The sequence below is a fragment of the Aliamphritea spongicola genome, assembly GCF_017051665.1.
GTDB classification, from domain to species: Bacteria; Pseudomonadota; Gammaproteobacteria; order Pseudomonadales; family Balneatricaceae; genus Amphritea; species Amphritea spongicola.
The window spans coordinates 76979-102163 of the sequence record NZ_JAFIDL010000007.1 but is presented as its reverse complement, the minus strand read 5'-3'; the positions used below and the strand labels follow the sequence as shown (position 1 = coordinate 102163).

The following is a 25185-nucleotide window of genomic DNA, read 5'->3' as shown; positions in this document are numbered from 1 at the left end:
CCAGTACAACCGCCCGGTTATCCGGGACACTAACTGTTATCGGTATTTAAATGGCAATCAAAAAACTCAGCCACACCAATACGTTATACCGGTTAATACTAGTTGCTATCTGGCCTGGGTAATGCCCGAAATGAGAGGTAGGAAGAAAAATGCAGGGTAGGGCTCGCTACCCTGCAAGGGGACAAGCCGGCGCTCCGGCTCTATCAGGACAAACGTATTCAGGCTGATCAGTCAGATCGACTGCCGAGCTTTAAGCTGGTCCACCAGTTTCAGGCGTTGTACCTTACCCGATGGTCCTTTGGGCAGATCATCAAAGAAGAAGATCTGTTTCGGAGTTTTGATCTTGCCAAGTTTATCCCGGCAAAAATCAATCAACTCATCCGCCGACACACTGGCGGCTTCACGGGTTACCACACAGGCGACCACTTCCTGCCCGTAGTGCTCGTCATCCACGCCAACGGCACCGGCTTCGATCACCTTCGGGTGTGAATACAGCACATCATCGATTTCCCGGGGCGCGATATTTTCCCCACCTTTGATGATCAGCTCTTTAAGCCGGCCTGTAATGAAGACAAACCCATCCTCATCCAACCGGGCCAGATCACCGGTATGTAACCAGCCATCACTTTCCAGCGCTTCGGCGCTGGCCTCAGGGTTCTTGTAGTAACAGCGCATCACACAATCCCCCTTTACCATCAGCTCACCTTCCTCACCGGCAGGTTGCTCCCTGCCCTGATCATCAATCACCTTGATCTCAGTACCAAAAGCAATCCCGGGTGACCCGTATTTATTCGTTTTAGGCGGCATGGGATTAGATAAGATTTGTGCCGAGGTTTCCGTCAGCCCCATGGTTTCCACAATAGGAATGCCAAACTTTTCTTCAAAACCGGCATGCAATGCCGGTGGCAGCGCAGCGGATGCTGAACGACCAAAGCGGACATCTTTAAGTGCATCTTTCAAGGCATCACCGCTAAGTGGCCCTTCATGGTGCATCAGGTAGGAAATGATGGTCGGCACCACCGAAAACCAGCTTACCCCATGATCAGTGACCCATCCCCAGAACGAAGACACACTGAAACTGTGTGGCATAACCAGGCTGCCACCACTGGCCAGCGGTGCCATCACCGTCACACACTGAGCATTGATATGACACAGCGGCAATACACAGAGAGCCCGGTCAGCAGCACTCAGCTCATGGGCAACCGCAGTGTTCATTCCCCCTGCAAGCAGGTTCTTATGGGTCAGGATCACCCCTTTAGGCCGGCCAGTTGTTCCGGAGGTATACATCAGCAGACCATCATCACCGGCCTCCACCGTAAGCGTTGGTGTTTGTGCAGGCACCGTGCCGGCAGGCCATACCGGCCCTTTATCCACATCACACAGAATAATTTCGACAGAGCGTTCCAGCTGACCTGCAGCAGCCTTTACCTGCTCACTGAACGCTTCGGACGTAAATACAATGGGGGTATCCGAATGATCCAGTACATATTCAATCTGATCCGGCCCGGCAGCCGGGTTCAGCGGCGAGGACACACAGCCGGCATAGAGGCTGGCCAGAAACAGCAGCAGGGTTGTTTTACCGTTGCCCATCATGAAGGAAACCGTATCCCCCCGCTTTACATCCAGTGCTGCAAAATAACCGACATAAAGACGTACTTCTTCAAGCAGTTGCGCGTAGGTTAACTGCTCTCCGGTTTCCGGGAAGCGGACAAAAACCTGCGCTGGCTGACTGGCAGCGAAGTGCTCAATAACCGCACGGATGCTCTGCGCCGGTGGCGTATATAGTGTGCTATTCATGACAGATACTTCCTTTTGTAGTCACCGAAAATGTCATCCACTGACACCTCTCTGGGCGGGATCGTCCGCACCACCCGGGTAATATTCATGTACTGGCGGTAATGCACGTTCTGATCGGTGATATTCCCGCCCCATGAACCGCAGCCCATCGACAGCGAAAACGGCAGCGCATTATCAAAACTGCCCCCCGTGGCAAAACAGTGCGCCTGGTTAACAATGACCCGGCATACCGGCATGGTTTCGCCAAGCTCCACCGGGCGGTCGGTATCTGTGGTATGAATCCCCAGCGAGTGCCCTTTACCCATGTAATCCAGAATTTCGCTGGCCTTTTCTTTGGCCGCGGCATAATCACTGGCCCGGTAAACGGTCAATACCAAAGACATTTTTTCACCGCTAAAGGGCGCTTCCGGTCCGGTACCGGTTTCGGTCACCATCAGGAAGTCGCTGTCTTTCAGCCCTTCCCTGCTCAGCCCTGCCACGGCACATACATCCGCAACAGGCTTTGCCAGCACGTGACGGTTCAGGTGGCCGTCATGCCACATGGCAGCCTGCAGCTGCTGCTTCTCGTCACTGTTCAGCAATGCGCCGTTCACCCGTGCCAGTTCAGCCAGCATGGCGTCATATACGGCATCCACAATGATGACTGAGTTTTCAGAAGAACAACTGGTGGCGTTATCAAAGGTTTTGGAGGCTTTAATCTTGGCAGCGGCATCGGCAAGATCCGCCGTTTCATCCACAATCACCGTGACATTACCGGCCCCGACACCAAAAGCAGGGGTACCGCTGGTATACGCTGCACGGACATTGTTCTGCGAACCGGTGGCAACAATATGATCCACCTGACGCAACATTTCCTGGCTGAGCACCTTACTGACCGGTGCCGGTAACTGCTGCACCAGATCACGGGGAGCTCCAACCCGATCCAGCTCCTGATGTACCAGTTCAAGTAACCGGGTACAGGAAGGCTGGCCTTTCGGTGACGGCGCCAGAATAATGGCATTGCGGCACTTCAGGGCATTCAGCAGGTTATTCATCGGCGTCGCAATCGGGTTGGTCGAAGGTACGATCACCCCCACAACGCCCACCGGCCGGCCAATTTCCACCATACCGTTTGCCGGGTCTTCACTGATAATCCCGACTGTCTTTGCCTGTTTTAAATCCCGCAAAAGCCCTAAAGTCTTACGGTGATTCTTGGTGATTTTATCTTTAACGTTACCCAGACCGGTCTCTTCCACTGCCAGCTCCGCCAGCCGGGCATTATTTTCAGGATTAATCAGCGCCCAGGCGGCAGCGGTGACCACTTCATCTACCTGTGCCTGGTTATAGCCGTCGAAGATCGCCTGCGCCATCCGCGCTTTGGTAACCAGTTCCGCGACCGCTTGTTCCGGTGATAATGACATAACAAATCTCCACTGATCCGGATATTGATATAACTCTCATAACTCAGCTATATGTGTAGATCAGGCAGCATACAGCTGTATGCTGCCCTTCACTGATGCTGATCTAACCAGGCATCAGTGCTGCTTCAGACAACCGTTACTTTTTCAGATCGGCTAACAGTTCTTTCAGATAGGCCTCACGCTCTTTCCACATGGTGATGACCTCTTCACGGGGAATGATCCGCACCGGAGAGCCGGCAGAATCCATTTTCTTCAGGGTTTTCTTATCTTCAAACATCATCGGTACACGCTGTGCCAGATAATCCACTACTTCGTCAGGAGTACCTTTACGGGCCATGATGCCGCGGAAGTTCACACTGGAATCATCCACATCGACCCCCTGTTCCATAAACGTCGGTACGTCCGGCAGGAACTCCTTATTCCGTTCCAGATCCGCTACCGCCAGAATCTTCACACTGTCACGGTTACGGAAAGCATCCGACAGGTTATTAAAGCCGGCCTTCACCTGGCCACCCATAACGCTCTTCATTGCCGGGGTGCCCCCTTTATGTGGCACGTAGGTAAGTTTCAGGCCGGAGGCCTTGGCAAACTGCAGATACGCAATATGATGACCCACATATAAACCGGCACCGGAGAACGTTACCTTGCCCGGATTTTCCTTCGCATAGTTCATCAGGTCTTCAAGGGTATTAAATGGGCTGTCTTTACCGACAATCAGTACTGCCGGGTCAGCCCCCCAGTTAGCAATTGGCTCCAGATTATCGATGTTGTATTTGGTTTTAAAAACGATCGACTGGGCAATGAAGTGCGGTACGTTATAAGCCGCCAGCTCATAACCATTCTTTTTCGCTTTAGAGGCAAAGAAGTCCCAGCCAACTTTACCGCCGGCGCCGGGTTTATTCAGGATAACCATGGGCTGCCCCAGATAATCTTCATTCCCCGCCAGCATAGTCACAATACGTGCCTGAAAATCCGTTGCCCCACCCGGTGAATATGAAACCACCATACTCACCGGCCGTTCCGGATAGGCATCCGCCTGTGCCAGCTGTGGCAGTACTGCCGCACTTGCAACGGCAAGTGCCAGCGCAGAGGTTTGCAGGGTTTTAGTGATCTTTTTCAGCATGGATAACTCCTCGTCCCAGGGACTGTATTTATTGTTGTATCGAGCATTTCAGGTCATGCAATGCCCGGCTAAATCAGCCAGGCGGAAGGTGTCTGCAACTGCAGAAGCACCGAGAAAATCAGATAAATCACACCGGTAAACAGCACACCTATCACCGTGTTCTTCAGTACTGAGCGGCTCCTTGGACGCAGGGGTGTATAAATCACCGTGATCAGAACAAAAGCCAGAAAAGACGTGGTGTACATACCGACAATGTCAGCAAAGTACAGATACAGCAGAATGATGATAAACATCGGAATCAGCCGTACGGCATCCGGCCAGCGGGCCGGATTACCCTGCCCGACAATGCCGAACATCCAGCGCCATAGGAAATCAGCAATTTCCTTCAGCCAGCTCAGTAACTCACCGTCAGTGATAAGCAGAATCAGTGCAAAGCCGAACAGAAAATAGGTCAGTAAATTCGGAAAGAAATACGCTTCCTCACCGTATTCAACGTTGGTGCCCAGGCTCAGTAAAAGTACCGCCAGCGCCAGCCCGCCAAGTGCCGTTAAACGTTTCGCTAACATGATCAGGCCTCCTTCTCGACAACATAGCCGTCGTCATCAGCCTGCTGTGCCGCACGCTGCTGCCGTTTGGCTTTCATTTCACTGAAGACACTGTAAACAACCGACAGGACTACAATGGTGACCAGAGTGATATTCAGCGCACCTCCGAAGAAATACGGCACCATACCGTCCCCCACCTGTGCAATGATTTGCCCCTGCAGGAAGTTAGTCTCAGCAATCGGCCCGAGAATAATACCCAGTACCACCGGTGAAGGACTGAAACCGACCTTGGAGGCAAAATACATGGTGATCCCCAGTCCCATCATGACGAATACATCTGAGAAACTGTTTTGCACACTGAAGGTACCGAACACCGCCAGCACAGTGATCGCTGCCGCCATATAGTATTCGGGGATATCCATCACAAACCGGCTGTAACGGCTGATCATGATGCCGAAAACACACATCAGCAGCTGACCGACCAGCAGGGAATTGATAAAGGTCCAGACCACCGGGCCATGCTCGGAAAACAGTGCCGGCCCCGGGAACAGGCCATGAATTAACAGCCCACCCAGCAAGACAGCCGCCGTCGGTGACCCCGGGACACTCAGGGTCAGTAGCGGCACCAGTGAAGGACCCACCATCGCATTATTCGCCGATTCAGCCGCGATCACACCGGCAGGTTCACCCTTACCGAATTTTGCCTTGTCGCGGCTCATTTTCTTGGTCTGGTCATAGGACACCAGACCGGCAATCTGACCACCGGCACCGGGAATCAGACCCACAACCACACCTATAACACTGCCTACCAGCAGAGCCTTCCAGCGCACCAGCGTATCGCGGATCGACATCGCGATACTCTGGGCTTCCATAGCAAACTTGGTGACACCGCCCGGCAGATCCTGCGGTGTCAGCATTGAAAGTACCTGCGGGATTGCAAACAGCCCCACCAGCGCCGCGATGATATTAATACCGCCGCCCAGATGCTCACTGTAGTTAAAACGCTCCACCCCCAGTACCGGATCATAGCCAATGGTGGATATCCACAGCCCCACAAACCCGGCGAACAAGCCTTTAATCACGGAGCCCGAGCCCAGTGAACCGATTACGGTTACCCCAAGAATAGCCACCCAGAACAGATGTGAAGGACCGAATCCCAGTGCCCACTGGGACAGCGTCGGCGTGAAGAAAATCAGCACCAGCACACCCAGCACACCGCCCACGAATGAGGCTAAAAAACAGTAATGCAGGGCGGCGGTTGCCTTACCCTGTTTCGCCAGAGGGTTACCGTCCAGTGTGGTGGCGATATTGGCCGGCGCACCGGGAATACTCAGCAGAATTGCACTGACTGCGCCCCCTGCTACCGTCGCGGTATAAGCTGCCCCCAGCAGAATCAAACCGGTGGCCGGCTCCATATGAAAAGTAAAGGGAATAAGCAGCGCTACCGCCATGGTAGGGCTGAGACCCGGAGTCGCACCGAGTATAAGGCCACCCACTGTGCCAAGCACCAGCACGAGGAAATTCCAGGGCGTGAATACGTCCGGAAGGTATTGCAAAAACTCTAGCATCATTATCACCCTTGCACCGCTTAGTCATAACAGAACTGGGTTCTGCTTCCACCACGGTGTCGTTGTTATTTTATCTCGGGCTAATCGGGATTTTCATGCTGTTTACCCAGCGTGTAAAACCCCAACAGACATTTGGTTTTTATCTTTTTTTACAGTCAGTTACAGCAATATTTATGCACATTCTGTGGGCCACGCCCGGTTATTTAACAATCAGCATGCTGATCGATGAAATATCAGCGATTTTCCTGGAAATACTGCCGATCAGTGCGCCTTCCACCTTACCCAGTCCCCGGGTACCGACCACAATCAGATCTGCTTCAAACTTTGTTGCCTGTTTGATGATAGTACCGGCCGGATCACCTTTGGCGACTTTAGCGGTTACATTTCCAGTTCCCTGCTGACGAGCCACCTCCAGGGCGTTGGTCATAATTTCCTTACCCACCTCTTCCAGCGCAGAAGAACGCAGCTTGGCCAGATCGTCACTTTTTATGTAACGCTCCAGTTCGGTGGGTATTTTCATTGGCCGGATCACATGCAGCAACAACAGATCTGCGCTGAAAGCCGTGGCAATTTCAGACGCCGCCGTCACCGCCTGAAGTGACATTTCCGATCCGTCTACTGCGACGCATATTTTTTTATACATGCGAATGTCTCCGGTAATGATCTGCCTGAGGGAACGTCACCTCAGGGCTGAAATACACATCGGTATACATTTTTCACCGATACACTTCATATAACTCATATATATGACTTATATGATCGTAACCGGTCAGCTCTGTAAGTCAAGCCTAAATATAGCCTTGCGGAAAAATCAGTCTGGCTGTGTAATGTCTTCCTTACCGCTTAACAGCAGTAAGAAGTAAACGAAACGGAAACGAAAAAGTGCATATAAAACATGTCACTTAGCCTGGCCTGGCTCTGTCGGCAATGACATTCAGAAAACAAAGAAAAAAGCGGGAGATGAAATATCTGCAAGTAAAACTTTCAGGCGATACCTGCAGATATCAGAAAGAAAAAAGAGGGTTAAAAAGACGAAAAAACTTAGCGAATCTCAGCTTTATAACTGAATTTATCCGCCCGGCCGACCGTTTTACGGTACTCAATCATCTTATTATTACGGCTGTAGGTATGACGCACCAACACCACTACCGGAGACTTTTCAGGAATCCCCAGAATCTGAGCGGTCTGCTTATCGGCAATATCAGCGGTCAGGGTTTCCTCTGCCCGCACCACAGGCACTTTATACTTTTCCACCACCATGGCATACATCAGGTCCGGTATATGTACATCGCCTTTTTCCAGCCCGGGCAGTACATCCGGACACCACCAGCAATGTTCCACCAGAATCGGTAATTCCTGAATATAGCCCTGACGCTGGATATACAGTAATTCGCTCTCCGCCGGATAACCTAGCTGCTGGCAAATATGTTTCGGGGCAGCACGCAATGCCCGTTCCCCGGCTTCCTTATGAATCCGGACTCCTTTTCCGGTACCGTCGCCATAGGAAAAGAACCTGAACAGGCTGTTATTAAAATCAATCGTTGATACGTAAGTACCCTTCCCCTGATGCCGGAACAACCGTTTTTCATTGACCAGATTATCAATGGCTTTTTTCACCGTTCCCTGGCTGACATCCAGTTGAGCAGCCAATTGAGGTTCAGAAGGAATAAGATCCCCCGGGACCAGGCGACCGCCATCGATGTCATTGAGAATATGCTGTTCAACACGCTTATACAGAGGGATGTGCTGGGCACTCATAGGGGCAAAAACCCTTGATAAATTAATAAGACAGATCAGCTGAAATATACGCGATTCCCCTTAATGCCGCAATTTACAGCCAGCTGCCGAACCGTATTCAGGATCTTTAACCCCTCATTTACCGCCGTGTTTATACGCTTTCCTCAACCTCCGGATACCGAGAAAAACTCATGGATTTTCCAACATCTGAACAAGCACAGTTCCCCATTCCCGCGGCAATTATCACGGGCTATGGTATTCTGTTCTCAACCTTCATTACCCTGATTTTAATACCGGCAATGACAATGATCAGCGAAGATCTTAAACAGGCAGCCCAAAAGCACTCCCGGTACCGTATCGCTGCGCAACCACTGTCCAGCCTCAGGAACTGATTTCATGACGCAACCCAATATCGAGATTCTGCTGGTCGAGGATGATATCGATCTGGCCAGCTCTACGGCCGACTTTCTGGCACTGGAAGGCATCACCTGCGACCATGCATATAATGGTCAGGCCGGTCTGAAACTGGCGACAGAAAACAGCTATCAGGTGCTGGTACTGGATCTGATGCTGCCCCGCATGGATGGCATTACTCTGTGTGAGAAACTGCGTCAGCAGGGTACCGACACCCCGGTTCTGATGCTCACCGCCCGGGATACACTGGAAGATAAAATTGCCGGCTTTCGGGCCGGTACCGATGACTACCTGGTAAAGCCCTTCGCGATGGAGGAACTGGCCATGCGGGTCCGGGCACTGGCGGTCCGGCGCAGCGGCCAGGTACGTAAACTGCAGGTCGGCGGCCTGGTTCTGAATCTGGACAGCCGTCATGCCAGCCGCGACGGTGTCACCCTGAAACTGACCCCCAGCTGCTGGACCCTGCTGGAAACCCTGATGCGCGCCAGCCCGAATCCCGTCAGCCGAAAAGACCTTGAATACAGCCTCTGGCAGGACAGCCCACCGGATACCAACAGCCTGAAAGTACATATGTACAACCTTCGCCAACAGGTGGATAAACCCTTTGCAGAAGCAATGATCCAGACCCTGTCACAGCAGGGATTCGTATTACGGGATAACAATGTTTAGACGTGGCAAACGTACCATGCGCAGGCAGTTCAGCCTGCTGATTCTCAGTCTGACCCTGATTACCGCACTGATCTATACGGTACTGGTAGACAAGAGTCTGACCCGTGGCCTGAAAGAAATGGTACAGCTGAGTATACAGGTCGAAATTCAGGAGTTCGAAACACGTTACGCCAGTAATCCTGATACCCCGTTACCGGACACAGGTATGCTGAATTTTTACATTGATGACTGGCGTCAGGCGCCCTCCCTGTATCATGAAATTATCCCCTTTACCGACCTGCAGGACGGTGAGTACCTCGACGTGGACTGGTCACCCAACGGCGATGACGACTGGGAAGGCTCCCGCTATTTGCTCATCTACCCTCACCGTTTACATGATCAGCGAATCCTCTACGCCGTGGCAGACTTCAATGCCGACAAAATATCCCAGGAACAACGTAATGAGTTTGACCGGCTGTTTGACCGGGGGCTCTATGTGGGCGGTGTCTATGTATTCCTGATGATTCTGGTGGTCTGGCTGTACGGCCGGCGCCTGACACGCCGCAGCGATGCACTGGCAAAATGGGCTGAAGAATTATCCTTTGAAAAACTCCAGCAGCCGGTCCCTGATTTTTATTTCCACGACCTTAATCAGATTGCTAATCAACTGCAGACCGCATTTGTCCGAATCGCTGATCTGCTGGAAAAAGAACACCGTTTTTTACGTAATGCCAGCCATGAATTACGTACCCCCATTGCGGTTATTAAAGCCAATATGGAATTGCTGGCCCGCATGGAATCTTCCGCACCGCTGCAACGCCCCCTTGAACGCATCAACCGGGCCAATGCCAGTATGCAAAAGCTGACTGAGACCCTGTTATGGATATCCCGGGATAACAACACACCGCCTAAACAGGAAAATATCGTCCCGGCACAGCTGGTCAGTGAATTGATGGAAGATCTGGGCTACCTACTGGAAAACAAGCCCGTAGAACTCAGTTTCCGGGAAAACTTCACAGGCCATAAATTTCTGCCGGTAACCCCGCTGCGGATTGTGCTCAATAACCTGTTACGCAATGCTTTCCAGCACACTCAGGAAGGCAGCATTAAGATTGAAATCAATGAACATTATCTGCGCATTGAAAACCACGATGAAGGGGCCACACTGACCGACAGTGATAACAGTTTCGGTCTGGGGATTCATCTGGTGGAACAGATCTGCCAGAAACTCCACTGGGAACTCCGGCTTGAATATATTGAAGACGGCGTCATCGCCACACTGAAGTGGCCCGAGCACATTTTTACACACTGAAATCCGGACATAAAAAAACGCTGCACAGGCAGCGTTTCTTTTTCCGGTACGTCAGGGGAAGACGTGTATCAGAACTGGTAACGGACGCCCATCATCGCAGAAACAGCTGAGTCTTCACTGACGATCGAGCTATCAGTAATCTCATCACTGTAATGTTCATAATTAACCGCGCCGATAATGGTCCATTCCTGATTCAGCGCGTATTCCGCCGCGACACCCACACCATAAATCCAGGCACTGTCACCGTCATAAGCTGCACGGCCGACACGGGCCTCACTGGCAGATACACCGTAGTAATGGTTTACTAACTTGTCACTTACCCAACTGGCAGATACCGCCGGCAGAACCGTCAGATCACCAAACTCAACCGGGACACCCCACTCAAGATTCACCTGGGTGCCTTTATGCTCATCAGCAACATCCTGAGCAATGGAAGCGCTCAGCATACCGACTTCAGTCATCATTTCCGCGCCCAGTACCAGGTTTGTACCACTGTCCACATCACCCAGATCACGCAATTGCCTGCTGTCGGTCCGTTCGCCGTCCAGATCATCTGCAGCAATCGCCGCATACAGGCTCAACGTTTCAGTTTCGTAGTAGGTGTAGCCCGCTTCCAGGCCAGAAATATAAAAATTGCCATATTCAATATCAAACAGCGGCAGTGCAGCAGTGTCGTCATCAATCCCTTTATAGATTGATTCACTGTAACCTGTCCCAAGCCCAAGGCTGATATTCAGCTCCGGCTCACTCTCTGCTGTCATACCGGCAGTTGCCCAGAGTCCGGCGGACAGGCTTATCGCCCCCAGACCGGTCAGTCTTGCATATTTTTTCACCTTTTTTCTCCTGCACTTAGCCATGAAAGCCGACAGCATACGCGCTATGGGGTTAAGTAAGAGTTAAGGTGAAAAACAACCCTCAAAATGCCAACATTCAGGCAAAATTCATCCCAGATACTGTTCAGGATATGCTAGGCTAGCCCCTCTGATATGCAGCGTACCCACAGAAACAGGGAGGTAATGTTTCAAACAGAGCATCTTCAAAGGTGTTACATCTTTGCCGGTGATTCTCTCTGTCATTCCCCTGCACTTAACTGAATTGTCAGCCGCAGTACCTGCGCCAGAGGTAAGTTGCCATGGTAAAAATCCCTAAACAGCTGATCAGCATCTTGTTGTTCGCCAGCTTCAGCCTCTTCGGCAACGCGGCGACCGATGCCCCTCTGCAGCCCGGTTCCGGCGTCAGCATTACCCCTGTGTTTTCCTCTCTTCCTGAAGAACATTTTCGCGGTGAAATTGCCATCGCCGGCCTGCAGGAACTCGGTTATGACGTCCTCCCGGCAAAGCAAACCGGTTATGCCACCATGCTATTGGCGCTGGCTTACGGAGATGCTGACTTCAGCGTTCATATGTGGGATGTCCTGCACGATGAGTTCTATCAGAAAGCAGGCGGAGTAAAAGCAATTCTGAAAACCGGCAATATTATTCCCGGCCTGAAACAGGGTTACCTGATCGACAAAAAAACCGCTGAAGCTCACGGCATCAAAAGCCTCAATGATCTTGCTGACCCGGCCGTCGCTGCACTGTTCGACACCGACAAAGACGGTAAAGCGGACCTGACCGGCTGTAACCCTGACTGGGGCTGCAAGGATATTATCGACGACCACCTGAAAACTTACGGCCTTAGCAACACTGTCAGCCACAACCGGGGCGATTATTTTGCGCTTATGAAAACGACAATTAAGCGCTATAAATCCGGTAAGCCCGTGTTGTATTACACCTGGCTACCACAATGGATTTCCAGTGTACTGGTACCGGGTAAGGATGTGATCTGGTTAACAGTAGAGCCAGCTGAAACACTGGAAGGCGTTGTACTGCCAGCCAGTTTACCCACAGAAGAAACCTCCGGCGACAATGCACTAACAGAACCCCAAACGGCAGCTCAGCTGGGGTTTGAAGAAGATCAGATCAGGGCTGTTATGAATCAGGACTTTGCGGCAGACAATCCTGCCGCCCGCACTTTCTTATCACTGCTGCAAATTCCGGTGGCGGATGAAAGTGCCCAGAATCTTCGCATGATGCGCGGCGAAAAATCTCCGGAAGAGATAAAACGTCATGCGGCGAACTGGATAAAGAAAAACCGTAAAACCTTCGACGGCTGGCTGGAAGAGGCAAGAGAAAGCGTCCCTTCTCCGGTCAGACCCGAAGACCCCGCAGACAATACTACAGCGGTTAACGCTGAAGCAGAGACTGAACAAAAAACAGAGAAAGAGCCGGAAGCCGCAAAAGAGCCGGAAACTGTCAAAGAGCCAGAGACTGCCAAAGAGCCGGAAACTAAACCCAATACCGACAATCAGGCTAACAGCCCTACAGAGGTTCCTGCTGAAACCCGCGCAGCATCCGCAGCTGTCGCAAGCCAGTAATCACGGCTCAGTTATTGCTGTAGACATATACAACCTCAACGGTTGCACCATGGTTGCTGTATTCAACACTTTCACACAACCCGGATACCAGCTCAATTCCCCGGCCGCTTAACATGCCTATATTGAAGGTGTTTTCTTTACTCAGCCAGGATTCGTAATCGAAGCCATCACCGCTGTCTTCAATCCGGATAAAGACCCTGCCGCCGGCAGCCAGCCGCGCATGCTGAACATGCACCGAGACGGAGCCCCAACTGAGGGTTTCCAGGCGTTGTTCCCGTTCACTGAAGTAACGTGCAAACCCTTCCGGGGAGTCTTTCAAGCTGGATTCCAGTTTAAGGACACCGTGATCAAGCGCATTCACATACAGTTCTGTCAGAATACTGAATACCGTATGCCAGTGCTCGCCCTCACCTTCTGATTCCTGCAACCGGCTAAGTGCCTGGGCAACAGGATCAATCCGTGCCAGACTGCGCCCCTGCAGTTCCAGTCCCCAGTCCCAGACATCCAGATTATCGTTATCCTCTCCGTCTGAGTCTAACTGTGAGGTCGCGGTAAAACTGCGTTCTGACTGAACAGAGTTACCAGGAATATCAATCAGGGAGATGTCATCCCGTTGCGGGAAATCACGGACAAAATGCTGCAGGCTGGTCAGAATACTGTCGACCAGAGAGTATTTATGACGGTACTGAGGGTCAGTTATCGCGGCAAACATTCTGGCCTCACCAAACATATCCCCCTCAGCATTTTCTGCTTCAAGCACCCCGTCACTGATCATTAAAATATGATCTTCCGGCTTAATGTTGCTGATCTCAAAATTCAGCTCATTTACCTGGGGTAAAATACCCAGCGGCGGATGGCTGGAGCTTATCCGCTGTACCAGTTCCCCCTGGCTGAAGACCATGACATCCGGTAAACCACCGTTCCAGATCCTCGCCGTACCATCGACTTCCAGCGTGACGACGGCCACCGCGAGAAATAAACCGGTCGGTAATAAACGGTATAACTTAGCATTAATTTGCGCGATCACTTCTTCTGCGGCATACCCCTTAGCGGTCATCGCCCGGAAGGTTTCCGCCAGTGGTAACGCTCCCAGCGTCGATGTCAAACCGTGGCCGGTAAAATCCCCCAGCAGAATATTCAGATCACCGTTGGGACGATAAGCAGTTAGCTGCACATCACCGCTAAAAGTAGTCGCCGGCTGTTTATGCATCCGGATCGTTTCCAAACCCACATTAGACGACTCGATAGCGCCGCTGAACAATTGTTCAGCCACTTCAACTTCACTCTGGCGAATCTGATTTAGTTCGGTAACCTGCTGATACAATTCAGAAATCCGGCGTAAGGCGACAATTTTCCCTTCCAGCAGCTCGAACGGAAAAGGCCGCTGGATAAAGTCATCCCCGCCGGCATCAATTGCATTGCGGATAATGTCCTGACCTTCAGCACCGGATACAAAAATGATCGGTATAAAATTATCTGCTGCCAGATGCTTTATCTGTCTTGCAGCTTCTATTCCTCCCATTCCCGGCATATTCACATCCATGAGAATCAGAGAAGGCTTAAGCGCCAGATATTTCTCAACTGCCTCAAAACCGTCTGATGCAAACTCAGCAACCAGGCCCATATTGACGACCATCTTCTCCAGCAACCGCTGGTTCAGAGTCATGTCATCTGCAATCAGTACGAGATCGAGATTGGTCTGCAGCTTTTCCGCAACTGTCATATTTATGCTTCTATCGTTACAAACTGATCGAATTTAGCAATGGAAAGAATTTTGTGAACCGCCGGGTTAGGCTTGGCCAGCACCACTTTACCGGACAGGCTGTCTGCATGTTCCTTAAGCAGAAGAATCATCCCCAGCGCGGAGCTGTCCATATAGGTTGCTTTGGAAAGATCCACCCGAAACATTGCGCCCGGCTGATCCACAAAGCGGTAAGCTTCACGGAAAGACTGATGTGCTGAATAATCAAACTGCTCAGCCACGCAGATATCGACGGTTTTCTTATCATCGGAGGTTTTTGCAGTTACGGACATCGAATACCTCAGGTATTAATTGTTCAATTCCAGGTGATGAAACAATCGGCAATCACCGTGCTGTCTGTTTCAGAACAGCTCGATTTCGCCTTCATCCATATCATTCTGTGCCACTGTACGGGCCTCATTCCGGGTCTGAGCAGTGACCCTCAGTTCCTCACAGCGATGCTGACAACGCAAAGTAGCTGCTGTATCAAGATTACCTTCTGCGGTGGTCATATCGTCCACCAGCGTAGCAATTTCATTCAGTGAATTAACATTATGCTCCATTGAGTTCAGAGCCTGAGAAGCAATGTCCTCAAACTGCAAAGACCGTACGGCGTTATCCACAGTGGAGTCGATCTGCATGCTGAGCTGAGATATCTCAGTGACCTTGCTGTTCATAAACTCGCCGTTACTGGCCATAAATGCCAGCATTTCAGTCATTTTCTCCTTGGTTCCGATGGTATCGCTCAGATCCGTCGCGGCCATCCCGGATACCGTACTGCGCAGAGTTTCAATGGTTGCCCGGGCTGAAGCCATTTCTTCACGGATTTTGTTATTCAGATCACCGGAGTTAACCGAAAGGGTTCGCACTTCATCAGCGACCACCGCAAAGCCACGGCCAGCCTCTCCGGCGCGTGCCGCTTCAATACTGGCATTAAGCGCCAGCAGGTTCGTCTGACTGGCCAGCCCCTCAACATTTTCTATCAGGCTGAAAATACCATCGAGCTTTTCCACCATATCATCAATGTAATGTACGGTTTCTAGACTGTTCTTACTGACATTCACCATCACCTGTACAAACTGATCAAGTATCGAGCCGGTTTCATTTATAAACATCTGAATATTAAATTCTTCAGAACTCCCGTGACTTTCTTCTTCCTCGGTACGGGTAATGATCTGTGCAGTGAGCTCTGACTGCTGGCTGGTTAAACCATGCAAACTGTGGAAGCTGTCGGACATCAGTACAACCGCTTCCTTAATCAGCGCATCAACACGGGCAATTTCCTGATTCACAATCAGTGCTTCATGGGTCAGCGTCTGTGACAACTCTTCCATAGCATGCTGCAGTTCTCCGTCCACATGCTCAGGCGCAACGGCCTGAACCTCTGACTTAGCCGGCCGTTCCACCTTCGGCTCTCGTACCAGCCCAATGCCGCCAGCCAACACAGCAGCAATCGCAATCCAGACAATTATTTGCGGCACGGGCAACAACTGAGCCATCGCCAGTAACAGCGCACCGCCTATTACCAGCCCCGCCAGGGTTTTCTTTTGCCACATAACAAAGTACCTCACTTTCGCTAGCGGTTAAGGTGTTGCATTAACCGTCCAGCTATTTTTGGCAGCGCAACCACTTCCCTGGCTGCGCCATACTTAACTGCTGCGCCCGGCATACCCCACACCAGACTGGAAGCTTCATCCTGAGCAATGGTATGCGCACCGGCATCCGCCAGCCGCTTCATTGCCATGGCACCGTCTTCCCCCATACCGGTTAACATCAGCGCCGTCACATGAGGCGCCTGCATGTCGAGCAGTGAATTAAATAACACTTCAACGGAGGGTTTATGACGGTTCACCGGGTCGCTATCTTCCAGCCGGCAAACCATTTTCAGACCGTGTTTTTTCACCATTAAATGCTGTGATCCGGGGGCGATGTAGACATGCCCTGTTTCCAGTACATCGCCATCCTTTGCCTCTTTAACCGTCAGGTCACAAACTGTATTCAGGCGGTTGGCAAAGCGTTCACTGAAACTGGCAGGAATGTGCTGTGCAATTACGATCGGCGGCATATTGGTCGGTAACTTGTTCAGCAGATCACGCAAGGCTTCCGTCCCGCCGGTTGAAGAACCAATCGCAATGACCCTTTGCTGCTCACGGGCTCGGTCCCTGCTAACCAGTGCCGGCGCGGCGACCCGCTCTGCAGGCTCAGGCCGGCTACGGCGAAAACGCAGTTTCTGGCTGGCACCGGCTGCGGCTTTCACTTTATTAATCAGGTCAGTCTGGAAGTTTTCCAGATGGCTGTCCAGGCTGGTTGCTACTGGCTTGCCGATAAAATCAACGGCTCCCAGTTCAAGTGCCTGCAGCGTCACATCCGCCCCTTCCTGGGTCAGTGTGGATAACATCACCACCGGCATGGGGTTGAGCTTCATCAGATTGCGCAGAAAGGTAATGCCGTCCATTTTTGGCATTTCCACATCCAGAGTCAGTACATCCGGGCGTAACTGTTTAATCTTGTCCCGGGCATCATAGGGATCAACAGCTTCACCGACGACTTCGATATCAGCATCAGCAGACAACATCTCATTAATGACACTGCGTACTACCGCCGAATCATCAACAATCAGTACTCTGGTTTTTGTCATAAATAACTTTCCTTATTAAAACAGTTCCACGTCGGAATCATCCAGATGACAATCAACATCCTGACGGTATGAACGTTCCTCTTCTATCAGACGCTGGTCATCCCGGTGGTCCATCCGGTTAACAAGCATCCGCCCTTCCTGGGGAAAATACGCCACTTTTCGGGCCTGATCACCGCCGAAGTCTGCTGCCAGTACCTGTAGCTTTTCTGCAGCGACATAATCTTTTATAAAGTCGATGTTTTGCTGACCGATACTGGTTATACCCTGCATCATGTCACCGCCACCGGTCAGTTTTACCTGCAAGCTTTCCCGGCGGCTGCCCAGCCGCAGTAACCCGTTAATCAGCTGTTCCATGGCAAACAAACCATAGCGCATAGAACGCCCGCCATCATCCTTCACATTACTAGTGGGTAACATAAAGTGGTTCATACCACCGATTTTCAGTTCCGGATCATAGATACAGGCAGAAATACAGGAACCGAGCACTGTTGTCAGTACGACCTTCTCCTTACTGATACAGAATGCGCCAGGTTGCACCTTAATGGCATAGCATTCCCATTTTGGCTCCCAGAATGCCCTCATGTGTTCAAAACCTCGCATGGGTTTGGGGGCAGGTGGTTTGGTCGCAAGCATCAGTTTACCTTCCTGTAAATTGTCTTTCCCATCAGTTCAAAATTACTCTGATGACGCGCAAGGGCTTCCGAATGCCCAACAAATAAATGCCCACGGGGTTTTAACAGCGCAGCCATTCGCTGCAACAACCGGGCCTGGGTCTGCTGGTCGAAATAAATCATTACGTTGCGGCAGAAAATAAAATCGAACGGCCCTTTCATTGGCCAGTCGTCCATCAGGTTGAGATGATTAAACGCCACCATCTTCTGCAATTCAGGACGTACTTTTACCCGACCATCGTTATGATTTTTCCCTTTCAGAAACCATTTATGCACAGTTGCTTTCGGCAGCGACTTAACACGGCTCTGCTCATATACACCGGTTCTGGCACTGGCCAGCACTTTGGAATCAATATCAGTGGCGAGAATTTTTACATCACAGCTGGACGGATCAATACCAGCCTCCAGCAGACTGATCGCCAGACTGTAAGGTTCTTCACCAAGGGAACAGCCAGCGGACCAGATACGCAAACGGGCACCGGGGCTGTTTTTAATTGCCGGTACTATCTGACTTTTCACATAATCAAAATGATGCCGCTCCCGGAAAAAAGCGGTGAGGTTGGTCGTCAGTGCATTAATGAACTGAGTGAATTCTGCGGGAGAGCTATCCAGACACCGGAAGTATTCATCAAAACTGTCCAGCCCCAGCTCCCGCAAACGCCGAACCAGGCGGTTATACACCATGTCCTGTTTATGATCTGCCAGCGCAATGCCAGCATAATCATACAGTTCCTGTTTAGCCTTCGTGAAATGCTTGTCGGTAAAGACAAATTCACGCTCTGTGGCGGTTGTTGTTGCCATCCGTTAACCTCAAAACTGGGGTGCCTGGCTTAATATGCGCGCCATTACAGCGCGCCTTCCTGTGTTACACCGATAAACTCAGAACTCTTCCCATTCATCACTGCCGCCGGCGGTGACCGGCGCGGTTTTAATACTGTTTCGGCGGGGGACTGCCGGGCTGGCGGCAACCGGTGTCTCGGATACCAGTGAACGCACCCGTTCCATACCTACACTGTTATGAACGGCAGCGTTCATATCACTGACCCTGAATGCGCTCACCAAGCGCTGCAACTGCTCTGCCTGCTCTTCCATAGATGAAGACGCTGCGGCAACTTCTTCCACCAGCGCAGCATTCTGCTGAGTGCCTTCATCCATCTGAGTGACAGCCACGTTCACTTCTTCAATGCCGATCGCCTGTTCGCGGCTGGCCGAAGCAATCTCACTGATAATGGCAGAAACATTTTTAATAGCGCCCATGATTTCATCCAGTGCTTTACCGGACTCATCAACGAATACGCCACCTTCCTCGACTTTCTCAACACTGTCGCTGATCAGTTCTTTAATTTCTTTCGCCGCACTGGCGCTGCGCTGGGCCAGATTACGCACCTCGGAAGCCACGACAGCAAAACCACGCCCTTGCTCGCCAGCCCTTGCTGCTTCAACTGCAGCATTCAGCGCTAACAGGTTCGTCTGGAAGGCTATCTCATCGATGACACTGATAATTTCTGCAATTTTGCTGGAGCTGGCACTGATATCGCCCATGGAAGTCACAACCCGGGCTGAAATCTCACCGCCTTTTTCCGCCAGAAGCTGAGCATTTTCTGCCAACTTGCGGGCTTCATCTGCATTGTCTGCATTCTGCCTTACCGTGCTGGTCATTTGCTCCATACTGGCTGCAGTTTCCTGCAGACTCGCCGCCTGGGCTTCAGTACGCTGGCTAAGCGTCGTATTGCCGCTGGAGATCTCAGATGAACCGGTATTAATACTGGCACCGGCACTGCGAATCTCACCCACCATGTGCTCAAGATTACGGATGGAGCTGTTCAAAGCACTATTCAGTTCCGCAAACTCGCCGTGATACTCACCGCTCATTTCCTGTGTCAGGTCGCCCTTCGCCAGTGCTTCCAGTACAGTTTTCACATCACGTACCGGGACAACCACCGCATCCAGCATCTGGTTAACGCCTTCGGCGATGTTCTTCATAAAGCCACTGTAGATATCAACATCCAGCCGCTGATCCAGCTGTCCCAGTGATGCCTGACGAATCAATTCTTCTACCTGCTGTTCAGCATTCAGCTGATCAGTCACATCAGCCCACTCAACGACAGTCCCTAACCGGTTGTTCTGCTCATCAACCACTGGATTGGCAATCAGGTTAAAGGTTCTGGACGCCACTTTGATCTGGCTGTTATGCGTGGATGTCAACGCTGCCAGCATGCGGCGCTGATGTTCGGGATTCTCATGGAAAATATCGAAGTTCGCGCCGACCAGGGCACGGGCATCAAAATCAGGCAGTTGCTCGCGGATATCCGCTTCAGCGTTACTCATCATCTGAATAACCGCATCGTTACAGTAGATGATTTCACCTTCATTATTGGCCAGCATGACATTGGAAGAAACATTATCCAGTGCCACTTTAATCCGCTGAGCCCGTTTAGCCTGCTCTCTGGCATCATTCACTTCAAAACCAAGCTTCACCGCCAGCATTTTCACGCTACGCTTAAGCTCGCCGACTTCACCGGGTTCTTCGATTGGAATCGGCTCAAGATAGTTACCCTCAGAAACATCCCGCATGTGACGCTGCGCATCCTGAGCAGGGGTAATGACATCTTTATCCAATACCCGTTTTGAACCAAAAGCCATGATCAGGTAAGCCAGCAAAGGCCCGGCCATCAGCGCTTCTGCCGGCAGTCCCAGTGCATAAATCCCCGCATTAACAATTACCGCTGCGGCCAGTCCAACTACGGTGTAACGGTTCAGCTTGCCTTTCAGGTTTGCCGGCTTAATGTTTTCCGGGCTGGGCAGGCTGGCATCTTTACCGCGCAGTGTGGAATACAGCGACTCAGCAGTGTCAATTTCATCCTGAGTCGGCCGGGTCCGGACCGACATATATTCAACAATGTCACCGTTTTTAAATACCGGCGTTACGTTTGCTTTTACCCAGTAAAAATCACCGCTCTTACAGCGGTTTTTAACCAATTTACTCCACGGACGGCCCAGTTTCAGGGTGTCCCAAAGATCTTTGAACGCGGCCTGCGGCATATCCGGATGGCGCACCAGATTATGATTCTTACCAACCAGTTCATCTTCACTGAAGCCACTCACCTCAACAAAGTCGGGGTTGGTATAGGTAATGATGCCTTTAAGGTTGGTTTTAGTAACCAGCTCCTGACCGTCTTTGAGCTTCACTTCCCGATCGGTCACCGGCTCATTAATCTTCATGCTCTCTCCTTTTACAAACCTGTACTGCGCGTCTAACCGGCAACTGGCGCAGCTACCGCCAGCTCACCTGAATTCATTAACTGATCGATATCCATCAGCACAATCATCTTGTCATCATGTGCCACCAGCCCCGTGATAAATTCGGAATTGATAACCCCGCCGATCTGTGGGGATACCTGTATCTGATCCGTTGCCAGCGAATATGTCTCGGCGACCGCATCAACAATGATGCCCATAATCCGCTCGCCCTTTTCACTTTGCACCTTGATAACAATCACCACGGTGGTCGGGCCGTATTCCAGGGCCGGTAAACCAAAGCGTAACCGCAGATCAATGACCGGAATGATTGCACCACGCAGGTTCAGAACACCGCGCAGATAATCCGGCATTTCCGGAATCGGGGTTACCGGTGCCCAGCCACGCAGCTCCTGAACCCGCAGAATATCGATACCGTACTCTTCATCTTCCAGCAGGAAGCTCAGATACTGCTGACCATCTTCGCTGTAGGTAAGATCATCACCTAGTTGTTCATGGCTGTTCATGCAACGTTCTCCCGATCTGGCACGGCCTGAAGACCGCCATTACGCGTATTGGCAGAATGCGCCACTTCAGCACTCAGGCCACGCTTAATAATCCCGGTCACATCCAGAATCAGTGCGACACTGCCATCTCCAAGAATGGTTGCACCGGCAAATCCTTCTATCGGTTTGAAATTCACCTCAAGGCTTTTGATAACGACCTGTTGCTGTCCATAGAGCTCATCCACCACCAGCCCCACTTTCTGGCCACCATTTTCCACAATTGCAATCAGACTGCCGGCAAAACCTTCTTCTTTAGGCTCCGGAGGTAGCTTAAACAGCGCACGCATCGAAATCAGCGGGATATACTCATCACGGAAATGCAGCAGCTTATTTTCCCCGGCGATAGGGCTCAGGGACTTTTTATCTGCCTGGAACGTTTCGACGATCGATACCAGCGGTAAAATGTAAGTCTGGTCATGAATTCTGACCAGCTGGCCATCAAGGATAGCCAGAGTCAGTGGCAGGCTAACGCTGAATTTTGCTCCGTTCCCGGGATCAGAACGGACGCTGACGTTGCCCCCCAGGGATTCAATATTCCGCCGCACCACGTCCATGCCGACACCCCGGCCGGAGAGATCGCTGACTTCTTCTGCGGTGGAAAAACCCGGTTTAAAGATCAGCTCATCAATTTCCTGATCCGTCATCACCTGATCTTCTGTGATCAGCCCGTTTTCAAGTGCTTTCTGGCGGATTCTGGCGGTATTCAGACCGCGGCCATCATCAATGATATCGATGACAATAACACCACCCTGATGATAAGCATTCAGCTGCACGGTACCGGTTTCATCCTTACCGGCAGCCAGGCGTTCTTCTGGCGTTTCCAGACCATGATCAAGAGAGTTGCGGATCAGATGCACCAACGGGTCACCGATCTTCTCCATCACGGTTTTATCAATTTCTGTCTGCTCACCGGAGATAACCAGATCCACCTTCTTACCCAGCTTACCGCTGACATCATGCACCAGCCGTGGGAAGCGGTTAAACACAAAACTGATCGGCAGCATCCTTACCCGCATAACATCTTCCTGCAGGTCGCGGGTGTTTCGCTCCAGTTGCTCCAGACCACTTTGCAGGCGTTCGATGTCAGCCCCGGTGGACTCCATCAGTTCCTGACCTATCTGTCCGAGCATCGCTTGGGTAATCACTAACTCACCAACCCGGTTTATCAGTGCATCAATTTTGTCGGTATCGACCCGGATAGAACTGCTTTCGGTTGCTTTTGGCTTACGGGCAGCTGGCGTTTTATCTGCCGCAGCCGGTGTTACTTTAGCAGCTGGTTCAGAAGCGGCAGCTGGAACCGGTGTAGCCGGCTCACTGACAGGCGCGCTCTCCGGCACGGTTTCAGTTATCTCCGCAGCAGGCTGGGTATCCGTAACCGGAGCTGTGGACTCAGCACCAGCCAACGCTGAAACATTGATCTCACAATCATCTTCTACCCACTCGAAGATTTCCCGCACGGCGTCTTCATCGCAGTCAGACTCCAGTGTCAGCTGCCAGGAAAGATAAATAAGTTCGGGATTCAGATCAGCCAGTGAGGGCAGGTTGCTCAGGTTCGCTTCAACTGTCAGCTCACCAAGATCAGTGAGGGTATCCAGCATCAGTGAAGGCTCATTACCTGTCTGGACAATATCTTCACCGGGAATAAACTCAATCCGCCAACCGGCAGGCGGCGTCACACATAACGGGCTGACACTCAGGTCACATTCGTCTTCAACCCATTCAAAAATTTCTTTAACATCCTCATCGCTGCAGTCAGATGTCAGTTCAATCTGCCAGTTAATATGCAGCAATTCAGGATTTAACTCTGCCAGTGCGGGCAGCCCGGTACAGTCAGGCTGAATACTCAGGTCGCCAAAGTCTCCAAGCGCTTCAAACATAAACGCAGGCTCATGGCCCTGCTGCAATAAATCCCGGTGCGGCTGAAAGTCAATCAACCAGCCTGAGGGCTGATCCGCCACCTCAACAATCTCAGCCAAGACATCCAGCGGAGGCTCTGCCGGGGCTTCTTCTGAGCTCTCCCCCAAAGCCATTTCGAGACCTTTCTGGACACTGGCAAGCATGTCCGGGTCCGCATCAGCGCCTCCCTGCACAGACTCAAGCAAAGCCTTGATACAGTCGACAGATTCAAGCAGTAAATTAACCAGAGGCCCGGTAACGGCCTGCTTGCCGCTGCGCATTTCATCAAGCAGGGTTTCTACACGGTGAGTAAAGTCCGCAACTTCATTAAACCCAAAGGTACCCGCGCCCCCTTTAATGGAATGGGCAGCACGGAAGATAGTATTGATCGTTTCTTCGTCTGCAGAGTCCATATCCAGCAGACTAGATTCCATGACTTCTAAACCTTCGTAACTCTCTTCGAGGAAGGTTGCAATAAACTGCGACAGATCAATACTCATAGGCGATCACCGTACGACGCGTTTGATTGTGCTGATCAACTTCTCAGGATTAAAAGGTTTTACCAGCCAGCCAGTCGCACCGGCACTTTTACCCTGCTGTTTCATGTCAGCAGAGCTTTCGGTGGTTAGCATCAGCACCGGGGTAAACTTAAACGTCGGCAGTTTGCGAAGCTCAGAGCACAGAGTAATCCCGTCCATAACCGGCATATTCACGTCGGTAAGTACCAGATCAAACCGGCCGCCTTTTGCTTTAGTCAGCGCTTCCTGACCATTGCCGGCTTCAACAACCTGATAGCCTTCCTGTTTCAGGGTGAAAGTCACCATGTTCCGTAAAGAAGCCGAATCATCAACAACTAAGATGGTTGCCATTTAATAATCTCCGTAATCCGTTATTTTTTATGCTGACTCGAGTTGTAGCATGGATGCCAGTCCCAATTGGCGGGCAACCTTATCCAGCTCAGCAGACCGACTCTGCCACTCAAAATTGATGTTTTGTGACTGCAGCTCTTTGATAAACACTACAAGTAACTGAACCGCTGCGGTGTCGACCCTGGTCAGGTCAGCAGCGTTAATTGAAATCGAAGCAGAAGATTCCAGAAGGTCAGTAAACTTATCTTTCCATTCACCGATATTTACAATTGAGATCTCTTCCGGCAACTGTAACTCATCCCTGGTTTCATTGGTCATATGCGTATCTCTCAATTTTCCGGGTACTTCTTATGTCCCGGCTTTGCTCCTGCAGACTTAAACAGGAATAATTGTAGATATTAATGTGTTACACAAAGCTGCTTATGTCAAAAAATCAATCACTTAGCTTACTCACTTTGGTGAGTAGATCACCTTGATTTACATGAGTTTTCAGCATCTTGCGAAACACTTTTTCCTCCCCGAAAATCGTTTTTTAACGTTATCCTTTGTTATTACTGAAGATTTAGATTTCAGCCCACAAATTTAAGGCGAAAAAAAAGCTGCTATA

At 51.1% G+C, this 25185-nt stretch carries 23 protein-coding genes; 4 read left to right on the top strand and 19 right to left on the bottom strand.

The window, feature by feature from the left end; all coding sequences use genetic code 11:
* Nucleotides 1-231 precede the first annotated feature (231 nt).
* The 7 genes from JYB63_RS18090 to JYB63_RS18060 form a co-directional block, all read right to left on the bottom strand.
* Complete coding sequence (locus JYB63_RS18090) at nucleotides 232-1797, bottom strand: AMP-binding protein (protein ID WP_205659318.1); 1566 nt, start codon at nucleotides 1795-1797, stop codon at nucleotides 232-234.
* Nucleotides 1794-3197 (bottom strand): acylating sulfoacetaldehyde dehydrogenase, encoded by a 1404-nt coding sequence (sauS, locus tag JYB63_RS18085; protein WP_205659317.1) that lies wholly within the window; start codon nucleotides 3195-3197, stop codon nucleotides 1794-1796. The genes JYB63_RS18090 and sauS overlap by 4 nt, the downstream gene beginning before the upstream one ends.
* Nucleotides 3198-3333: 136 nt before the next feature.
* Entirely contained in the window at nucleotides 3334-4320 is a 987-nt protein-coding gene (locus tag JYB63_RS18080) for a tripartite tricarboxylate transporter substrate binding protein (protein WP_205659316.1), read from the bottom strand.
* 68 nt (nucleotides 4321-4388) lie between these two features.
* Nucleotides 4389-4886, bottom strand: coding sequence for a tripartite tricarboxylate transporter TctB family protein (locus tag JYB63_RS18075; RefSeq protein WP_205659315.1), 498 nt, complete (start codon nucleotides 4884-4886; stop codon nucleotides 4389-4391).
* Between the two features lie 2 nt (nucleotides 4887-4888).
* Complete coding sequence (locus JYB63_RS18070; RefSeq protein ID WP_205659314.1) at nucleotides 4889-6436, bottom strand: tripartite tricarboxylate transporter permease; 1548 nt, start codon at nucleotides 6434-6436, stop codon at nucleotides 4889-4891.
* A gap of 196 nt (nucleotides 6437-6632) precedes the next feature.
* Entirely contained in the window at nucleotides 6633-7076 is a 444-nt protein-coding gene (locus JYB63_RS18065) for a universal stress protein (protein WP_272873598.1), read from the bottom strand.
* A 398-nt stretch (nucleotides 7077-7474) separates the two neighbouring features.
* A complete protein-coding gene (locus JYB63_RS18060) occupies nucleotides 7475-8191 on the bottom strand; it encodes a GntR family transcriptional regulator (protein WP_205659312.1) in 717 nt (238 codons plus the stop codon).
* A gap of 170 nt (nucleotides 8192-8361) precedes the next feature.
* Here JYB63_RS18060 and JYB63_RS18055 point away from each other — a divergent pair, with 170 nt between their 5' ends.
* The 3 genes from JYB63_RS18055 to JYB63_RS18045 are packed head-to-tail and all read left to right on the top strand — an operon-like array spanning nucleotide 8362 to nucleotide 10544.
* Nucleotides 8362-8562, top strand: coding sequence for a hypothetical protein (locus JYB63_RS18055; RefSeq protein WP_205659311.1), 201 nt, complete (start codon nucleotides 8362-8364; stop codon nucleotides 8560-8562).
* A 4-nt stretch (nucleotides 8563-8566) separates the two neighbouring features.
* Entirely contained in the window at nucleotides 8567-9253 is a 687-nt protein-coding gene (locus JYB63_RS18050) for a response regulator transcription factor (RefSeq protein WP_205659310.1), read from the top strand.
* On the top strand, nucleotides 9246-10544 hold the full coding sequence (locus tag JYB63_RS18045; RefSeq protein WP_205659309.1) for a sensor histidine kinase: 1299 nt from the start codon (nucleotides 9246-9248) through the stop codon (nucleotides 10542-10544). Before JYB63_RS18050 ends, JYB63_RS18045 begins: the two co-directional genes overlap by 8 nt.
* Nucleotides 10545-10612: 68 nt before the next feature.
* Here JYB63_RS18045 and JYB63_RS18040 read toward each other — a convergent pair whose 3' ends face one another.
* A complete protein-coding gene (locus tag JYB63_RS18040) occupies nucleotides 10613-11377 on the bottom strand; it encodes a MipA/OmpV family protein (protein ID WP_205659308.1) in 765 nt (254 codons plus the stop codon).
* Nucleotides 11378-11676: 299 nt separating this feature from the next.
* Here JYB63_RS18040 and proX point away from each other — a divergent pair, with 299 nt between their 5' ends.
* Nucleotides 11677-12960: a glycine betaine/L-proline ABC transporter substrate-binding protein ProX gene (gene proX, locus JYB63_RS18035; RefSeq protein ID WP_205659307.1), complete on the top strand. Its 1284-nt coding sequence runs from the start codon at nucleotides 11677-11679 to the stop codon at nucleotides 12958-12960.
* A gap of 7 nt (nucleotides 12961-12967) precedes the next feature.
* On the opposite strand, the gene JYB63_RS18030 is transcribed toward proX, so the two are convergent.
* From JYB63_RS18030 to JYB63_RS17980, 11 genes are all read right to left on the bottom strand, one after another.
* Nucleotides 12968-14683, bottom strand: coding sequence for a SpoIIE family protein phosphatase (locus JYB63_RS18030; RefSeq protein ID WP_205659306.1), 1716 nt, complete (start codon nucleotides 14681-14683; stop codon nucleotides 12968-12970).
* Nucleotides 14684-14685: 2 nt separating this feature from the next.
* Complete coding sequence (locus tag JYB63_RS18025) at nucleotides 14686-14994, bottom strand: STAS domain-containing protein (protein WP_205659305.1); 309 nt, start codon at nucleotides 14992-14994, stop codon at nucleotides 14686-14688.
* 69 nt (nucleotides 14995-15063) lie between these two features.
* A complete protein-coding gene (locus JYB63_RS23540) occupies nucleotides 15064-16257 on the bottom strand; it encodes a methyl-accepting chemotaxis protein (RefSeq protein ID WP_205659304.1) in 1194 nt (397 codons plus the stop codon).
* Between the two features lie 20 nt (nucleotides 16258-16277).
* Entirely contained in the window at nucleotides 16278-17339 is a 1062-nt protein-coding gene (locus JYB63_RS18015) for a protein-glutamate methylesterase/protein-glutamine glutaminase (RefSeq protein WP_205659303.1), read from the bottom strand.
* A gap of 15 nt (nucleotides 17340-17354) precedes the next feature.
* Nucleotides 17355-17972 carry a chemotaxis protein CheD gene (locus tag JYB63_RS18010; RefSeq protein ID WP_243432057.1) on the bottom strand — a complete coding sequence of 206 codons (618 nt, stop codon included), beginning with the start codon at nucleotides 17970-17972 and terminating at the stop codon, nucleotides 17355-17357.
* Nucleotides 17972-18811 (bottom strand): CheR family methyltransferase, encoded by an 840-nt coding sequence (locus tag JYB63_RS18005; protein WP_205659302.1) that lies wholly within the window; start codon nucleotides 18809-18811, stop codon nucleotides 17972-17974. The genes JYB63_RS18010 and JYB63_RS18005 overlap by 1 nt, the downstream gene beginning before the upstream one ends.
* A gap of 78 nt (nucleotides 18812-18889) precedes the next feature.
* Nucleotides 18890-21232 carry a methyl-accepting chemotaxis protein gene (locus JYB63_RS23535; protein WP_205659301.1) on the bottom strand — a complete coding sequence of 781 codons (2343 nt, stop codon included), beginning with the start codon at nucleotides 21230-21232 and terminating at the stop codon, nucleotides 18890-18892.
* Between the two features lie 32 nt (nucleotides 21233-21264).
* A complete protein-coding gene (locus tag JYB63_RS17995; protein WP_205659300.1) occupies nucleotides 21265-21774 on the bottom strand; it encodes a chemotaxis protein CheW in 510 nt (169 codons plus the stop codon).
* On the bottom strand, nucleotides 21771-24209 hold the full coding sequence (locus JYB63_RS17990) for a chemotaxis protein CheA (RefSeq protein WP_205659299.1): 2439 nt from the start codon (nucleotides 24207-24209) through the stop codon (nucleotides 21771-21773). Before JYB63_RS17990 ends, JYB63_RS17995 begins: the two co-directional genes overlap by 4 nt.
* A gap of 6 nt (nucleotides 24210-24215) precedes the next feature.
* Entirely contained in the window at nucleotides 24216-24578 is a 363-nt protein-coding gene (locus JYB63_RS17985) for a response regulator (RefSeq protein WP_205659298.1), read from the bottom strand.
* A gap of 27 nt (nucleotides 24579-24605) precedes the next feature.
* On the bottom strand, nucleotides 24606-24896 hold the full coding sequence (locus JYB63_RS17980; protein WP_205659297.1) for an STAS domain-containing protein: 291 nt from the start codon (nucleotides 24894-24896) through the stop codon (nucleotides 24606-24608).
* Between the last annotated feature and the right edge of the window lie 289 nt (nucleotides 24897-25185).

Bases quoted from the DNA above. Each gene is read 5' to 3' on its own strand.
- JYB63_RS17980 (WP_205659297.1), bottom strand. From the start codon at position 24,896: ATGACCAATGAAACCAGGGATGAGTTACAGTTGCCGGAAGAGATCTCA.
- JYB63_RS17990 (WP_205659299.1), bottom strand. From the start codon at position 24,209: ATGAGTATTGATCTGTCGCAGTTTATTGCAACCTTCCTCGAAGAGAGT.
- JYB63_RS18065 (WP_272873598.1), bottom strand. From the start codon at position 7,076: ATGTATAAAAAAATATGCGTCGCAGTAGACGGATCGGAAATGTCACTT.
- JYB63_RS18090 (WP_205659318.1), bottom strand. From the start codon at position 1,797: ATGAATAGCACACTATATACGCCACCGGCGCAGAGCATCCGTGCGGTT.
- JYB63_RS18025 (WP_205659305.1), bottom strand. From the start codon at position 14,994: ATGTCCGTAACTGCAAAAACCTCCGATGATAAGAAAACCGTCGATATC.
- JYB63_RS18075 (WP_205659315.1), bottom strand. From the start codon at position 4,886: ATGTTAGCGAAACGTTTAACGGCACTTGGCGGGCTGGCGCTGGCGGTA.
- proX (WP_205659307.1), top strand. From the start codon at position 11,677: ATGGTAAAAATCCCTAAACAGCTGATCAGCATCTTGTTGTTCGCCAGC.
- JYB63_RS23540 (WP_205659304.1), bottom strand. From the start codon at position 16,257: ATGTGGCAAAAGAAAACCCTGGCGGGGCTGGTAATAGGCGGTGCGCTG.
- JYB63_RS18005 (WP_205659302.1), bottom strand. From the start codon at position 18,811: ATGGCAACAACAACCGCCACAGAGCGTGAATTTGTCTTTACCGACAAG.
- JYB63_RS17985 (WP_205659298.1), bottom strand. From the start codon at position 24,578: ATGGCAACCATCTTAGTTGTTGATGATTCGGCTTCTTTACGGAACATG.
- JYB63_RS23535 (WP_205659301.1), bottom strand. From the start codon at position 21,232: ATGAAGATTAATGAGCCGGTGACCGATCGGGAAGTGAAGCTCAAAGAC.
- JYB63_RS18030 (WP_205659306.1), bottom strand. From the start codon at position 14,683: ATGACAGTTGCGGAAAAGCTGCAGACCAATCTCGATCTCGTACTGATT.
- sauS (WP_205659317.1), bottom strand. From the start codon at position 3,197: ATGTCATTATCACCGGAACAAGCGGTCGCGGAACTGGTTACCAAAGCG.
- JYB63_RS18045 (WP_205659309.1), top strand. From the start codon at position 9,246: ATGTTTAGACGTGGCAAACGTACCATGCGCAGGCAGTTCAGCCTGCTG.
- JYB63_RS18050 (WP_205659310.1), top strand. From the start codon at position 8,567: ATGACGCAACCCAATATCGAGATTCTGCTGGTCGAGGATGATATCGAT.
- JYB63_RS18060 (WP_205659312.1), bottom strand. From the start codon at position 8,191: ATGAGTGCCCAGCACATCCCTCTGTATAAGCGTGTTGAACAGCATATT.
- JYB63_RS18070 (WP_205659314.1), bottom strand. From the start codon at position 6,436: ATGATGCTAGAGTTTTTGCAATACCTTCCGGACGTATTCACGCCCTGG.
- JYB63_RS18010 (WP_243432057.1), bottom strand. From the start codon at position 17,972: ATGCTTGCGACCAAACCACCTGCCCCCAAACCCATGCGAGGTTTTGAA.
- JYB63_RS18015 (WP_205659303.1), bottom strand. From the start codon at position 17,339: ATGACAAAAACCAGAGTACTGATTGTTGATGATTCGGCGGTAGTACGC.
- JYB63_RS18055 (WP_205659311.1), top strand. From the start codon at position 8,362: ATGGATTTTCCAACATCTGAACAAGCACAGTTCCCCATTCCCGCGGCA.
- JYB63_RS18080 (WP_205659316.1), bottom strand. From the start codon at position 4,320: ATGCTGAAAAAGATCACTAAAACCCTGCAAACCTCTGCGCTGGCACTT.
- JYB63_RS17995 (WP_205659300.1), bottom strand. From the start codon at position 21,774: ATGAACAGCCATGAACAACTAGGTGATGATCTTACCTACAGCGAAGAT.